The 13,560-nt window shown below is 68.3% G+C and carries 13 protein-coding genes; 6 read left to right on the forward strand and 7 right to left on the reverse strand.

What is annotated here, in order from left to right; translation table 11 throughout:
• Positions 1–81: 81 nt before the first annotated feature.
• The 5 genes from ACRDPS_RS23600 to ACRDPS_RS23620 all read right to left on the reverse strand — a co-directional run bounded on the left by ACRDPS_RS23600 (position 82) and on the right by ACRDPS_RS23620 (position 5,751).
• Positions 82–1,032: an alpha/beta fold hydrolase gene (locus tag ACRDPS_RS23600; RefSeq protein ID WP_431504110.1), complete on the reverse strand. Its 951-nt coding sequence runs from the start codon at positions 1,030–1,032 to the stop codon at positions 82–84.
• Complete coding sequence (locus ACRDPS_RS23605; RefSeq protein ID WP_431504111.1) at positions 1,029–1,280, reverse strand: hypothetical protein; 252 nt, start codon at positions 1,278–1,280, stop codon at positions 1,029–1,031. Before ACRDPS_RS23605 ends, ACRDPS_RS23600 begins: the two co-directional genes overlap by 4 nt.
• A 146-nt stretch (positions 1,281–1,426) precedes the next feature.
• The gene (locus tag ACRDPS_RS23610) at positions 1,427–2,326 is read right to left on the reverse strand and encodes an EamA family transporter (RefSeq protein ID WP_431504112.1); all 900 of its coding nucleotides are present in this window, start codon (positions 2,324–2,326) and stop codon (positions 1,427–1,429) included.
• A 30-nt stretch (positions 2,327–2,356) separates the two neighbouring features.
• The gene (locus ACRDPS_RS23615; RefSeq protein WP_431504113.1) at positions 2,357–5,002 is read right to left on the reverse strand and encodes a glycoside hydrolase family 65 protein; all 2,646 of its coding nucleotides are present in this window, start codon (positions 5,000–5,002) and stop codon (positions 2,357–2,359) included.
• The gene (locus tag ACRDPS_RS23620) at positions 4,999–5,751 is read right to left on the reverse strand and encodes an HAD family hydrolase (RefSeq protein WP_431504114.1); all 753 of its coding nucleotides are present in this window, start codon (positions 5,749–5,751) and stop codon (positions 4,999–5,001) included. The genes ACRDPS_RS23615 and ACRDPS_RS23620 overlap by 4 nt, the downstream gene beginning before the upstream one ends.
• Before the next feature lie 137 nt (positions 5,752–5,888).
• On the opposite strand from ACRDPS_RS23620, the gene ACRDPS_RS23625 reads away from it, so the two are divergent.
• Positions 5,889–6,956, forward strand: coding sequence for a WD40/YVTN/BNR-like repeat-containing protein (locus tag ACRDPS_RS23625; protein WP_431504115.1), 1,068 nt, complete (start codon positions 5,889–5,891; stop codon positions 6,954–6,956).
• Positions 6,957–7,033: 77 nt separating this feature from the next.
• Here the strand turns inward: ACRDPS_RS23625 and ACRDPS_RS23630 are convergent, their stop codons facing one another.
• Positions 7,034–7,459 (reverse strand): type II toxin-antitoxin system VapC family toxin, encoded by a 426-nt coding sequence (locus ACRDPS_RS23630; protein ID WP_431504116.1) that lies wholly within the window; start codon positions 7,457–7,459, stop codon positions 7,034–7,036.
• Positions 7,449–7,676 carry an AbrB/MazE/SpoVT family DNA-binding domain-containing protein gene (locus ACRDPS_RS23635; protein ID WP_431504117.1) on the reverse strand — a complete coding sequence of 76 codons (228 nt, stop codon included), beginning with the start codon at positions 7,674–7,676 and terminating at the stop codon, positions 7,449–7,451. The genes ACRDPS_RS23630 and ACRDPS_RS23635 overlap by 11 nt, the downstream gene beginning before the upstream one ends.
• Before the next feature lie 83 nt (positions 7,677–7,759).
• Between ACRDPS_RS23635 and ACRDPS_RS23640 the strand changes: the two genes are divergently transcribed.
• The 5 genes from ACRDPS_RS23640 (at position 7,760) to ACRDPS_RS23660 (ending at position 13,493) form a co-directional block, all read left to right on the forward strand.
• Positions 7,760–8,815 (forward strand): hypothetical protein, encoded by a 1,056-nt coding sequence (locus tag ACRDPS_RS23640; RefSeq protein WP_431504118.1) that lies wholly within the window; start codon positions 7,760–7,762, stop codon positions 8,813–8,815.
• Between the two features lie 66 nt (positions 8,816–8,881).
• Positions 8,882–10,729: a dihydroxy-acid dehydratase gene (gene ilvD, locus ACRDPS_RS23645; RefSeq protein ID WP_431504119.1), complete on the forward strand. Its 1,848-nt coding sequence runs from the start codon at positions 8,882–8,884 to the stop codon at positions 10,727–10,729.
• 127 nt (positions 10,730–10,856) lie between these two features.
• Positions 10,857–11,420 (forward strand): pyridoxamine 5'-phosphate oxidase family protein, encoded by a 564-nt coding sequence (locus ACRDPS_RS23650; protein ID WP_431504120.1) that lies wholly within the window; start codon positions 10,857–10,859, stop codon positions 11,418–11,420.
• 89 nt (positions 11,421–11,509) lie between these two features.
• Positions 11,510–12,742: an MFS transporter gene (locus ACRDPS_RS23655; protein ID WP_431504121.1), complete on the forward strand. Its 1,233-nt coding sequence runs from the start codon at positions 11,510–11,512 to the stop codon at positions 12,740–12,742.
• A 46-nt stretch (positions 12,743–12,788) separates the two neighbouring features.
• The gene (locus tag ACRDPS_RS23660) at positions 12,789–13,493 is read left to right on the forward strand and encodes a GNAT family N-acetyltransferase (RefSeq protein ID WP_431504122.1); all 705 of its coding nucleotides are present in this window, start codon (positions 12,789–12,791) and stop codon (positions 13,491–13,493) included.
• The last annotated feature ends 67 nt before the right edge of the window (positions 13,494–13,560 follow it).

Below are 13,560 nucleotides of genomic sequence, written 5' to 3' on the forward strand. Positions count from 1 at the left end.
GGCCGAGAGGTCACCGCGTGCCTTCTCGGCCTGCAGAAGTGACCTCTCGGCCTGCAAAGGTGACTTCTCGGCGCGTGGTGGTCAGGCGCGCTGGTGCTCGGCGACGCGGGCGAGGAACGCGACCAGCAGCCGGTGGACTCGGTCGGGCTGCTCCATCTGTACGAAGTGGGTGCCGTCGAGCTCGACGTAGGTGCCGTCCTTGACCCCCTCGGCGACCCGAGCCATGTGGCGGGCGCCGGCGATGAGGTCACGGCTGCCTGCGACCAGGGTGACCGGGACCTTGATCCGACGCAGCGACACCGAGCGGCGCTGCGAGGTGCGTAGGGCGAGGTGGAAGTACCACTCCACGGGCGTGGTCAGGAACTCCGACAACGCCATCGCGGCGAGCTCGGGGTCGGGGACCTTGCCGATCAGGCCGGCCTTCGAGAACGCCTCGATCGCCCGCGGACCGAGCTCGAGACGCGTCGCGAGGGGGGTGATCAGCGCGCCGGTGCGGCGAAGCACCTTCGAGGCGGTGCGGGTCACGACCCCGGCGGCCGGAGCGGGCAGCCGCAACGGCCCCAGCATCGACCTGAACGTGTCGCCGGGCACCCCGGCGACGCCGAAGACGCCGGATACCCGCTCGGGGTGGTCCGCGGCCAGCTCGAACGCGGTGTTGACGCCGATCGACCATCCCATCACCACCGGCCGGGAGAGCGCGAAGGCGTCCATGACCGACAGCGCGTCCTCGGCGAAGTGCCTCGAGGTGGTCTGCGCCGGGTCCTTGGGGCGAGCCGATCCGGTGGTGCCGCGGTGCTGCCAGGAGACGACTCGTACGCCGCAGGAGGTGTGCAGCAGGGCCGGCCAGTTCCACGGGCTGGTGCCGAGGCCGTTGCAGAGCAGGACCGTCTGCCCGTCGATCACGCCCTCGGGGTCGTTGGTCCAGGCCCGGATCACCGTGCCGTCGTCGGACAGCACGTCACGGAAGGCGACAGTCGACTCGGCGACTGCGCGCGGAATGACGCTCGTGGTTGCTCGCCGGCGCTCGCTCATGCAGACATTCTGTCCGACGCGAGCAGCTCGAGATAGTGCGTGACCTCCTCGCGCTCCGCACGCCGCAGCAGAAGCTCCTCCTCGGCCACCCGGGCGTTGTTCCGGGCGTTGAGCTGGGAGGAGACCGGCCACGACATCAGCAGGCGGATCGGCCGAAGGAACGGACCCACCCCTCGTCCCGCCATCCGCGCGGCGAAGATCGCGGCCACCTGGGCCACGGAGCGTACGGGGGCGAGGCTGGTCGACAAGGGAGCGGCTCCAGAGAAAGGCGGGGGATCGGGGAGGATCAAACGATCTGTCACCAAATAGTAGTGATCTGAACGTTCGGAGTCAGTGACGTTCCGATGTCGCTTGTGTGAAACGTCCCACTCCGGACGCCGATGTCACGCCATCCTCATGCCGGTGTCGACTCGGCAGGCACGTGATGCTCCGGCTTTCCGGTGCGGGTCGCCCCGGCGGAGGCGGCCACGACACACGCGATGGCCAGCCATTGCAGGGCCGAGAGCCCCTCGTGGAGGACGACGATCGCAGCCAGTGCGCCGGCGGCCGGCTCCAGCGACATCAGGATCGCGTAGAGAGAGGGCTTGATCGAACGCAGGGCAACGAGATCGAGCGAGTAGGGGACGACGGAGGACATCAGACCCACCATCAACCCCACCAGCCACACATGCGGAGCGCCGAGCCCGTCGGCGCTCGTCAGCGCCGCTGGCGTCAGCGCCACCGCTGCGACGGTGGAGGCAAGGGCGAGCCCGTCGATCCCCTCCCAGCGTGCCCCGGTCGCCTTCGACAACATGATGTACGCAGCCCAGAACGCCCCCGCGGCCAGCGCGAACAGCACACCCACGATCGAGATCCGGCCGGGCTCGAGGCCGAGCAGCACCACCCCGGCGGCCGCCAGCGCGACCCAGACCAGGTCGCGAGCCCGGCGGGAGGTGACCAGCGCGATCGTGAGCGGTCCGATGAACTCGATGGTGACGGCGATCCCGATCGGGAGCCGGGCGAAGGCCTGGTAGATCGTCCAGTTCATCAGCCCGAGCGAGGCCCCGAAGGCGAGCACGACCAGCCAGTCCCGCCGGGACAGACCGCGGACCCGGGGGCGGGTGATCGCCAGCAGGATCAGTGCCGACAGGGACAGCCGCAGCCACACCATCGCTGTCGGGCTGACCTCGTCGAAGAGGGACTTCGCGAAGGTAGCCCCGATCTGCACCGACGCGATCCCGATCAGAACCAGAACGACCGGGTGGGCCAGCCTCGTCCGGAATGAAGCTCTACCGGTAGAGAAGCGTGCGACCACCCGGTCACTCTAGTTGCGTTGGAGGACCACCTACGACGTCGAGTCCCCCTGCGAGATGTTGGAGAGGTTGGCGGCCATGTTGGCCTCTTCCGAGAGCCGCTCGGACCCGCGTACGGCCTCGTGCGGAACCGGCGGATGTTCGACGTGGTCGTGCTCGTAGACCTCCGGCGGGATCGGCGTGGGCACGGTGGCCGTGATCCGGGAACCGTCCTGACGGATGCCGCTGTGCGGCTCCTCGTCGAGATGGGTGCCGATCCGCGGTCCCTGGTCGGCGAGCGGCACGGTGACCGGCGATCCCTTGGATACGACGAACTCCTCACCGCGGACGCTGACCGGGACGTCGAACTCCTCACCAGGCGTGTCCTCGACCGTGAAGACGATCTTGTCGGTCGTCACCTCGACCCGCATCCGGGTCGAGCGCCACTGGACCCGGAAGGCCAGCGAGCCCCACTGGGTGGGCAGCCGCGGGTCGAAGGAGAGGTTGCCGTCGTAGTCGCGCATCCCGCCGAACCCGAACGTGAGCCCGCCCCACACGCCGCCGGTGGAGGCGATGTGCATCCCGTCGACGGTGTTGCCGTGCATGTTGAACAGGTCCACGTAGAGCGCGTCGTAGAAGTAGCGCAGCGCGTCGTCCTGGTAGCCCACCTCGGCCGCCATGATCGACTGCACGACCGCCGACAGCGTCGAGTCACCGGTGGTGATCGGGTCGTAGTACTCGAAGTCGGCCCGCTTCTCCTTGGCGGTGAACCGGTTGCCCTGCTGGAAGAGGGCGAGCACGACGTCGGTCTGCTTGAGCACCTGGAACCGGTAGATCACCAGCGGGTGGTAGTGCAGCAGCAGGGGACGTACGTGGTCGGGGGTGTTGGGCAGGTCCCACACCTCGCGGTCGAGGAAGTTGTCGTCCTGGGGGTGGATGCCCAGGCCCGCGTCGTACGGGATGTGCATCGCCGCGGCGCAGCGACCCCACTCCTCGACCTCGTCGGGGGAGATGTCGAGCCGGCCCATGACCTGCGCATACTCGCGCGGATACTCCGTCCGGAGCATCTCGATGGTCTCGACGGCCTTCTCCAGGTTGTAGCGGGCCATCACGTTGGTGAACAGGTTGTTGTTGACCACCGTGGTGTATTCGTCCGGCCCGGTCACCCCGTGGATGTGGAAGGACGGCTCGCCGTTGTGGCGCCAGAAGCCGAGGTCGGCCCACATCCGCGAGGTCTCGACCAGGATGTCGACGCCCTCGCGGATGAGATAGCCGGTGTCACCGCTCGCGTAGACGTACTTCATCAGGGCGAAGGCGATGTCGGCGTCGATGTGCACCTGCGCGGTGCCGGCCGCGTAGTAGGCCGAGGCCTCCTGCCCGTTGATCGTGCGCCACGCGAACAGGGCCCCCTTCGCGGCCATCTCCAGCGCCCGCTGCCGGGCCGCCGGGAGCATCACCGAGCGGGCGTGCATCACGTTGCGGGCGACCTCTGGCTGGGTGTAGCAGAGGAAAGGTACGACGTAGCACTCCGTGTCCCAGAAGTAGTGTCCCTCGTAGCCGGAGCCGGTGACCCCCTTCGCGGGGACGCCGAGCCCGTCGGTGCGAGCGGTCGCCTGGGCCAGCGAGAACAGGTTGAACCGGATCGCCTGCTGGGCCGCGGAGATGTCGGTCTCCTCTTCGGCCGTCGCTGCCGACACCTCGACGTCGGCGGCCGCCCAGAACTCGTCGTACCACTCGCGCTGGTCGCGCTCGAAGTGTCCGACCCCCAGGCGGATGGCCCGGTCGAGCGTACGATCGCAGCGGTCGGCCAGCTCGCGCACCGGCACTCCACGGGAGGTGTGGTAGGCCACGGTCTTCTGCATCTTCAGCGTGCTGCCCTCGGTGGCGTCGACACGGAAGACCGCCTTGGCGAGGTCGTCCTCGGCGCGGACGAGGGTCTCGACCGGGTCGGGGGTGTCGATCTGGTGGGCGGCGCTGACCGCGATCGTCATCCCGGAGTTGGCGCACCGGTAGCCGAGGGTCATCTGATCCTCGGTGGCGACCGACATCTGCGGGAGCAGCACGCGAGTCTCGAAGCCGGAGGCCTTGCGCGGGTCCATGCCCTCGCCCAGCGCGGCCGACGGCACGTGATACTCGTCCTTGCCGTCCTGCCGGTTGAGCAGCTGGGAGGAGATCACGATCGGCGCCGAGCCGCTCAGCATCGTGATCTCCAGGGTCTGGATCGAGAGGTGCCGCTGCGTCATCGACACCATCCGGGTCGACTTGATCGCGACCCGCTTGCCCGACGGCGTACGCCACACCAGATGGCGCCGCAGCACGCCCTCGCGGAAGTCGAGCACCCGTTCGTACTCCTCCAGGTCGGAGGTGCCGAAGGTCAACGGCTCGTCGTCGACGTAGATCTTCATGATCTTCGCGTCGGGGGCGTTGACGATCGTCTGGCCGGTCTTGGCGAACCCGTAGGCGTTCTCGGCGTGGAGGATCGGCCAGGTCTCGTGGAACCCGTTGATGAAGGTGCCGTGCGCGTACGTCGGTCGGCCCTCCTCGGGAGTGCCACGCATGCCGAGATAGCCGTTGGCGACGCTGAAGATGGTCTCGGACAGGCCGAGGTCCTCAGGGGAGTAGCTGGTCTCCACCAGGCGCCACGGATCGATGGGATAACGGGCCCGGTCCAGAGGGTTCGGGCCGACGTTGGTCTTCACTGCTGTGCTCCTTGAGCAGGGTCTGGGATGAGTTCAGCAAGGTCGGATACGACGAGGTTGGCGCCGGCGGCCGTGAGGGTGTCGTGGCCCGCCCCACGATCTACCCCGACGACGAGCGCGAATTCCCCTGCCTTGCCGGCGCGCACACCGGAGACCGCGTCCTCGAGGACGACGGACCCTTCCGGGGTGGCTCCGAGGACCTTACCGGCGTAGACAAACGTGTCCGGCGCAGGCTTGCCGGGCAGGCCCTGCTCATCTGCGACGGCTCCAGAGACGACCGTCTCGAACCTGTCCAACAGTCCCGCCGCCTTCAGCACGGTCGGCGCGTTCACCGACGACGACACCACGGCGAGCCGGACGTCGAGCGTGGCGAGGTAGTCCAGGAACCGGACCGAGCCGGGGTAGGCCTCCACGCCGTCGCGCTCGAGCACCTCGTTGAAGGCGTTGTTCTTCCGGTTGCCGAGGCCGCAGACCGTCTCGAGCTCGGGCGCGTCCTCCGGGGTGCCCTCGGGAAGCCGGATGTCGCGCGAGGCGAGGAAGTCACGCACGCCGTCGTAGCGCGGTTTGCCGTCGACGTACGCGAAGTAGTCCTGGTCGGTGTAGGCCGGCGCCCCCGGGGTCTTCTCCTGCAGGTAGGCGTTGAACATCTCCTCCCACGCGCGCATGTGCACGACCGCGGTCGGCGTGATCACGCCGTCGAGGTCGAAGAGGATCGCGGTGAAGGTTTCCCAGGCAACGGGTCGGGTCATGGACTCAGGCTAGGGGCTGGGCCGCCCAGGCCGAAGGACCCGGACCGGCCGGTGTCGCGGACGCGGGATGTTTTTCTTCGGCGTTCTTTCGTCGAAATCTCCTGGTCACGGACGGCGACCGGGTGGATGCTGGAAACATGGGTACGCAGCTGCTTGTCGGGACCCGCAAGGGTCTGTGGATAGGGCGTTCTGACGACGCCCGGCAGGACTGGGAGTTCACCGGTCCGCACCATGACATGGAGGAGATCTACTCCGCCATGATCGAGCCCGGGACCGGGCGAGTCCTTGCCGGATGCTCATCGCTGTGGCTGGGCGCGCTGGTGCGCGCCTCCGCCGACGGCGGCGAGACCTGGACCGAGACCTCGATGTCGTTCCCCGAGGACGTCGACGCGAGCCTGGCCCGGATCTGGCAGCTCCAACCGGGGCTCCCGGAGGGCACGATCTGGGCCGGTGTCGAGCCCGGCGCGATCTTCCGGTCCGGTGACGGCGGCGCGAGCTTCTCGCTGGTGCGGGGGCTGTGGGACCACCCGCACCGCACCGAGTGGAGCGAGGGGTTCGGCGGGCAGGCGTTCCACACGATCCTGCCGCACCCGACCGACCCCGACTCGGTGACCGCGGCCATCTCGACCGGTGGCGTCTACCAGACGTCGGACGGCGGAGAGACGTGGGAGGCGCGCAACAACGGCGTCATCGCGGTCTTCCTGCCCGAGGGGCAGCAGTATCCCGAGTTCGGCCAGTGCGTCCACAAGGTCGCCCGCCACCCCTCGGCACCGCAGCGGCTCTACCTGCAGAACCACGGCGGCGTCTACCGCTCCGACGACGAGGGCCTCACCTGGAAGTCGATCGCCGACGGGCTGCCGACCGACTTCGGCTTCGCGGTCGTCGTCCATCCGCAGGAGCCCGACACGATCTTCACCTTCCCGATCGGCGCCGGCGAGTCCCGCTACCCACCGGAGGCCAAGCCGGTCGTGTGGCGCTCCCGCGACGCCGGGGACCACTGGGAGCCGCTCACCAAGGGCCTGCCCGACCACTTCTACGTCGGCGTCATGCGCGACGCGATGTGCGCAGACGACCACGAGACCGCCGGGGTCTACTTCGGTGCCCGCAACGGTTCCGTCTGGGCCTCGCCTGATGCCGGTGAGACCTGGCGCGAGATCCTCCGCGACATCCCCGACGTGATGGTCGTCAGGGCCGCGAAGGTCTGACCTGCACGGATCCGTGCACCCGATCGGCCCCTGAGGGTGCACGGATCAAGCACATGCACGATCGGTGCTCCCGACGCTCAACGCTTCGGGGTGATCAGGCCCACTTTCGGGAAGTAGGTCGCGTAGCGTGCTCTGTCTCGGGTCAGTAGGCGGTGTCCTGTGACAGCGGCGTGGGCGCCGATGTAGAAGTCCGGAAGTGGGGTGGCCTTGGTGCCGCCCCTGCTGCGATAGGTGAGGAACGCCTTTCCGGCAAGGAACCCGGCCGCGTAGGGCAGCGCCTCCCGTCGGAACGCTGTTTCTGGAAGGGCTGTGTCGAGTTCCTCGATCCGCTCGAAGCCGACTGATACCTCGGCGTAGATGATCGGGTTGATGATGATGTCGCCCAGGTCGGCCGCTCGGGCCAACTGTTCCTCCGACCAGTTGGCCCATGTCTCGTCTTCGGTGACGATGTCGAGGATGACGTTCGTGTCGACCAGCGTGGCCTGAGCGTTGTCATTCGCCACGAAGTAGGTCCATCAGTTCGTCGGTGCTCTGCCTGGTGGTCGCGGCTCCCCGCATCCGGCTCACCAGACGCTGCCCCCGGGTCTCGCCTGCATCACGGTGCACGATCCGGAGTGTGCTGCCGTCCTCGACGATGTCGACCTCGTCGCCCTCGGTGAACCCGTGCTTCTGGCGCAGTTCGGCAGGGATGGTGACCTGTCCTTTGCTGTTGAGTCTCATCATGCCTCCAGATACGTATTACGTGTATTACACGATACTCCGACAGGAGGGTGCTGTCACGAGGATCCCGATATGGTCGCGCCATGTCCGATGCGCTCCAGGTGGCTGCCGAGCTTCTCCGGGTAGCGCGAGTCGAGCAGGTGGCCGAGCTCGGCGGAAGCCGTCGGAGCGTCGTACGCCGGGTGCGTGCCGGCACCAAGACGTTCATCGTCAAGGAGTACCTCCAGCCGGAGGAGATGACCTGGTCGCGTGAAGCCGCGGGGTTGAAGGCTGCCGCCGGGGTTCGCGCGCCGCGGCTGGTCGGCGTCAGCGAGGACCCGGCGGTCGTAGTGATGTCCGACCTCGGATCCGGCGGCAACCTCGCCGACGCGCTTCTGGGAACGGCGGCGGACTACGGTGCGAGTGGAGTGCTTTCGTGGGCTGAGGCCATCGGGGAGCTGCAGGCGTATGCGGCCGACCGGCTCGACGTCTTCCGGGAGGCACTCGCCGACGGCGTGCGTGTCGACAGCACTGTCGCCGAGCTGGAGGATGCCAGCGAGGCGATCGGCGAGATCTGCGCCGAGGCCGACCTGCCGTGGGACGAGTCGGTGCGTTCGTTGCTCGCCGAGGCGCTCGAGCCCCTCCTGGACGAGTCTGGCCTGGCGCTGACCCCCGGTGACCCGTGTCCCGACAACAACCTCATCAGCGCGGACGGGCTGACCCTGTTGGACTTCGAGTTCGCCGAGATCCGTCACCGCGCCTGGGAGGCTGCTTATCTGCGGGTGCCTTGGCCGTCCTGCTGGTGCGCCTGGCAGGTGCCGGACGGTCTCTCGAGGATCGCCTTGGACGCGTACGTCGGTGCCGCCTTCGGAGTTCAGGGCCCGCCGGAGACCTTCGAGCGAGACGTCGATCTCGCGACGTTGCTGTGGTGTATCGACACGTGCACGTGGTATCTGCGTGCCGCACTCGGACCATGGAAGCCGCACAACACGGACGACGACCGGATACCCGGACGACGCACGTTGGTCCTGTCTCGTCTGGACCTCGCCACTCGGCTGCCGGGGCCGGAGCCGCTGGTCGGTTGGGTCGGAGCGCTACGTACGGAGCTTGTCGCCCGATGGGGCGAGCACCCGCTGAGGCTGGCCCCGGCGTTTCGGTGAGTGAGCAGCGTCCGGGGTTCGGTGCGGTGTCAGAGGACGTACACGATCAGGTCTAGCCTTTGTGGTATGCCCACTCTTCGCTCCGCAACCTCGACCTCGGGCCGCAACATGGCGGGTGCCCGCGCGCTGTGGCGCGCGACCGGCATGACCGATGACGACTTCGGCAAGCCGATCATCGCGATCGCCAACTCGTTCACCGAGTTCGTGCCCGGCCATGTCCACCTTCGTGACCTCGGCAAGATCGTCGCCGAGACGATCAAGGAGTCCGGGGGAGTGGCCAAGGAGTTCAACACGATCGCCGTGGACGACGGCATCGCCATGGGCCACGCGGGGATGCTCTACTCGCTGCCGAGCCGCGAGCTGATCGCGGACGCGGTGGAGTACATGGTCGAGGCGCACCGCGCCGATGCGATCGTGTGCATCTCCAACTGCGACAAGATCACCCCCGGCATGCTGCTGGCGAGCCTGCGCCTCAACATCCCCGTGGTCTTCGTCTCCGGCGGTCCGATGGAGGCCGGCAAGACGGTCGCCGTCGAGGGGCTGGTGCACGAGAAGCTCGACCTCGTCGACGCGATGGTCCTCTCGGCCAACGACGCGGTCAGCGACGACCTGCTCGACACGGTCGAGCGCTCGGCGTGCCCGACCTGTGGCTCGTGCTCGGGCATGTTCACCGCCAACTCGATGAACTGTCTCACCGAGGCCATCGGCCTGAGCCTGCCCGGCAACGGGTCGACGCTGGCCACCCACGCCAAGCGCCGCGCGCTCTTCGAGGAGGCGGGACGTACGGTCGTCGAGCTGTGCCGCCGCTACTACGAGGAGGACGACGAGTCCGTCCTGCCGCGCTCGATCGCCAACCGCAGCGCTTTCGAGAACGCCGTGGCGCTCGACGTCGCGATGGGTGGCTCGACCAACACCGTGCTGCACCTGCTCGCGGCCGCCCGTGAGGCCGAGCTCGACTTCAACGTGCACGACATGGACACGATCTCCCGGCGGGTGCCGTGCCTGTCCAAGGTCGCCCCGAACTCGCCGAAGTATCACATGGAGGATGTCCACCGAGCCGGCGGCATCCCTGCCCTGCTCGGCGAGCTGCGCCGCGGTGGAGCACTCAACGAGGACGTCCACAGCATCCACTCGGACACCCTCGAGGAGTGGCTGGGCGCTTGGGACATCCGCGCCGAGAACCCCAGCCAGGAGGCGCTCGACCTCTTCCTCGCCGCGCCGGGCGGGGTGCGTACGACCGAGGCGTTCTCCACCGAGAACCTCTGGGCGAGCCTGGACACCGACGCGGCCGAGGGCTGCATCCGAGACTTCGAGCACGCCTACTCCGAGGACGGCGGGCTCGCGATCCTCTCGGGCAACATCGCCCCCGACGGCTGCGTCGTGAAGACCGCGGGTGTGCCCGACGACTGCCTGACCTTCACCGGCACCGCGATCGTCTTCGAGTCCCAGGACGCTGCCGTCGACGGCATCCTCGCGAAGAAGGTCGAGCCGGGCCACGTCGTGGTGATCCGCTACGAGGGTCCCAAGGGAGGGCCTGGCATGCAGGAGATGCTCTACCCGACCTCGTTCCTCAAGGGCCGTGGCCTGGGCCAGAAGTGCGCCCTGATCACCGACGGCCGCTTCTCGGGCGGCACGAGCGGGCTCTCGATCGGCCACGTCTCCCCGGAGGCGGCCGGGGGTGGCCTGATCGCGCTGGTCGAGGACGGGGACCAGATCACGATCGACATCCCGAACCGCTCGATCGCCCTCGACGTCGACGACATCGTCCTCGACGAGCGTCGCGTCGCCCAGGACAAGCGCGAGAAGCCCTACACCCCGGTCGACCGTGACAGGAAGGTCTCGGCGGCGCTGCGGGCCTACGCCTCGATGGCCACCTCAGCCTCCGACGGCGCCTACCGGCTCGTGCCCGAGTAGTCCGCCCAGGGTTGTGAAGCTGAGAGTGGCCTATAGGGCACGCTCAGCTTCACAACCTGCGGACCATGGCGGTCCGCCCGCTGGAACTGCGGGCGGAGGTCGCGTAGGTGCTGCCACCATCAGCCGCATGGGAAAGGTTCACGCGCGCGTCGACGGTCGCCTGCGGGAGTTCGTGGATAGCCAGGTCGTCTTCTTCGTAGCCACCGCACCGCTGTCGGGCGAAGGCCACATCAACCTGTCGCCGCGCGGCATCCCGGGCACCTTCGGGATGCTGGACGAGCACAGGTTCGCGTGGCTCGACGGCACCGGGAGCGGCAGCGAGACCATCGCGCACCTGCGTGAGAACGGCCGGGTGACGGTGATGTTCTGTGCCTTCGACGGCCCTCCGAACATCGTCCGCTTCCACGGTCATGGACGGATCCTCACTCGCTATGACGAGGAGTACGCCGAGCTGGCCGGACGTTTCACCGATCTTCCCGGCGCTCGCGCCGTGGTCGTCGTGGACATCGAGCGGATCTCCGACTCCTGTGGCTTCGCTGTGCCGCTGATGGAGTACGTCGGCGAGCGTGACCTGCTCCCGGCGTACTTCGACCGCAAGGGGATCGAGGGATCCGCCGAGTATCGACGCAGGAAGAACCTCACCAGCCTCGACGGCCTCCCCGCCTTCGACTTCGACCCGCTTCCGGAATAGCCGCCCCGCGCTGTCGAAGTCGGCGGCTGCCGTTCGTGGCATGGGTGAGGGGCCGATACGGCGGCCCACCTGATGTGGGAGCGGTTGCGATGTCGGATCGATGGAAGCGGAACGTGCTGGTCTTCCTCGGCGGCCAGATGGTGTCGTCGTTGGGGTCGATGATCGTCGGCTACGCGGTGATGTGGCACCTCACCGTCGAGACCGGGTCCGCGACGGTGCTCACGCTGAGCGTCGCGGCCGGGATGCTGCCGCAGGCATTGGTGTCGGTCTTCGGCGGGGTATGGGCCGACCGGCACTCGCGCAAGATGCTGATCATCGGGGCCGACACGGCGATCGCGGCGGCCACCTTGGTGCTCGCGCTGCTGATGCTGAGCGGGGTCGGTGACCTGTGGACGATCTTCGTCGCGATGGCGGTCCGCTCGGCGCTGGCCGGGATCCAGGGACCCGCCGTCAATGCCATGCTCCCGCAGATCGTGCCAGCGGAGCAGCTGATGCGGGTCAACGGCGCCCAGCAGGCGATCCAGTCCGGGATGATGCTGTTCGCGCCCGCGGTGGCCGCCGCGATCTATGCGAGCACCGACCTCGTCGCGGTCTTCTTCATCGATGTCGTGACAGCCGTGATCGGCGTACTCCTGCTGCTGCTGATCCCGGTGGCGCGGATGGTCCGGCCGACCGAGCCGGCGAGCTACTTCGGTGACCTGGTCGCCGGGGTCAGGTACGTCCGGGGGAACGCGTCGGTCCGCTGGGTGATGGTGCTCGTGGCGGTCGTCATGTTCATGGCCGGCGCCCCGGCGCACCTCACGCCGTTGATGATCACCCGGAGCTTCGGCGACGAGATCTGGATGCTGAGCGTCAACGAGCTGTTCTGGAGCGTCGGGATGCTTGTCGGCGGCGCGATGATGGCGGTCTTCGGGCCGAAGGTGAAGCGTCGCGTGCGGCTGATGGTGGCTGCCTCGATCGGCGTCGGCGTGCTCGTCGTCGGGCTGGGCGCCTCGACGAGCTTCTGGATGTTCTCGGTCGCCGGGCTGGTGATCTGCATCCTCTTCCAGACGCTGCTCGTGCCCGCGACGACGGTGCTCCAGGAGCAGGTCGCCGACTCGATGCGCGGCCGGGTCTTCGGGTTCTACGGGATCGTGATCTCGGTGGCGATGCCGGTCTCGATGATCGTCTTCGGGCCGCTCGCGGACCGGTTCGCGGTGGAGTCGGTGATGATCCTCGCTGGGGTGCTTCTCCTGGTCTGCGTGCTCGGGATGTTCGCCGCCGGAGGCGCTCGGCGCTCGCTCACCGCGGTGGACGCGGCCATGGAGGCCGCGGCCTCCTGAGCGGGCGCTGGATCGGGCGCTGGAGCCGTCGGCGAGAATGACCGGCGTGAGCGTCTTCAGCTATCCCGCAGGTGATCTCGTCGAGGGCTGGGAGGAACGGCCCTGGCCCGAGCCGGTGAGCCTCGAGGGGCGCTATGTCCGGGTCGCGCCGCTGTCCTCGGCTCAGTACTCCGACCTGTACGCCGCGGTCTGCGGCCCCGGGGACGCCGAGCTGTGGACCTACCGGTCGATCCCGATGCCCACATCGTTGCAGGACCTGTGGATGCACCTGGCCGGGCTCGTCGATGCTGTCGATGTCGTGCCCTTCGCGTTCGTCCCGACGGAGGGCGAGCGGGCAGGGAGGGCGAGCGGTTTCGCGGGCTACTGCGCGATCAAGCCCGCGAACGGAACCATCGAGGTCGGTGGGGTGCTCTTCGGTCCGGCGCTCGCCCGGACGAGGGCGGCGACGGAGGCCATCCACCTGCTCATGCGACACGCGTTCGACACCCTCGGCTACCGGCGCTTCGAGTGGAAGCTCGACGCGCTCAACGAGCCGTCCCGGCGGGCCGCCGAGCGGCTGGGGTTCTGCTACGAGGGCCGGTTCCGCAACCACATGGTCGTCAAGGGCCGCAACCGCGACACCGACTGGTTCGCCGTCACCGCAGAGGACTGGCGAGGCGTTCGTGCGAGCCACGAACGCTGGCTCGACCCGGCGAACTTCGACGAGGACGGGCGCCAGCTCAGCCGGCTGCGGGCAGGCTCCGAGGGCTGACATCGAGGGCTGACATCGAGGGCTGACATCGAGGGCTGGCTCAGGGGCGGCGTACGCATGTTTGCGT

This window comes from Nocardioides sp., assembly GCF_050699375.1.
Taxonomy (GTDB): domain Bacteria; phylum Actinomycetota; class Actinomycetes; order Propionibacteriales; family Nocardioidaceae; genus Nocardioides.

What these genes read in the sequence shown, in the direction of transcription:
- ACRDPS_RS23600 (WP_431504110.1), bottom strand. Translation starts at nt 1,032, where the DNA reads ATGAGCGAGCGCCGGCGAGCAACCACGAGCGTCATTCCGCGCGCAGTC.
- ACRDPS_RS23620 (WP_431504114.1), bottom strand. Translation starts at nt 5,751, where the DNA reads ATGACCCGACCCGTTGCCTGGGAAACCTTCACCGCGATCCTCTTCGAC.
- ACRDPS_RS23625 (WP_431504115.1), top strand. Translation starts at nt 5,889, where the DNA reads ATGGGTACGCAGCTGCTTGTCGGGACCCGCAAGGGTCTGTGGATAGGG.
- ACRDPS_RS23635 (WP_431504117.1), bottom strand. Translation starts at nt 7,676, where the DNA reads ATGAGACTCAACAGCAAAGGACAGGTCACCATCCCTGCCGAACTGCGC.
- ACRDPS_RS23640 (WP_431504118.1), top strand. Translation starts at nt 7,760, where the DNA reads ATGTCCGATGCGCTCCAGGTGGCTGCCGAGCTTCTCCGGGTAGCGCGA.
- ilvD (WP_431504119.1), top strand. Translation starts at nt 8,882, where the DNA reads ATGCCCACTCTTCGCTCCGCAACCTCGACCTCGGGCCGCAACATGGCG.
- ACRDPS_RS23650 (WP_431504120.1), top strand. Translation starts at nt 10,857, where the DNA reads ATGGGAAAGGTTCACGCGCGCGTCGACGGTCGCCTGCGGGAGTTCGTG.
- ACRDPS_RS23655 (WP_431504121.1), top strand. Translation starts at nt 11,510, where the DNA reads ATGTCGGATCGATGGAAGCGGAACGTGCTGGTCTTCCTCGGCGGCCAG.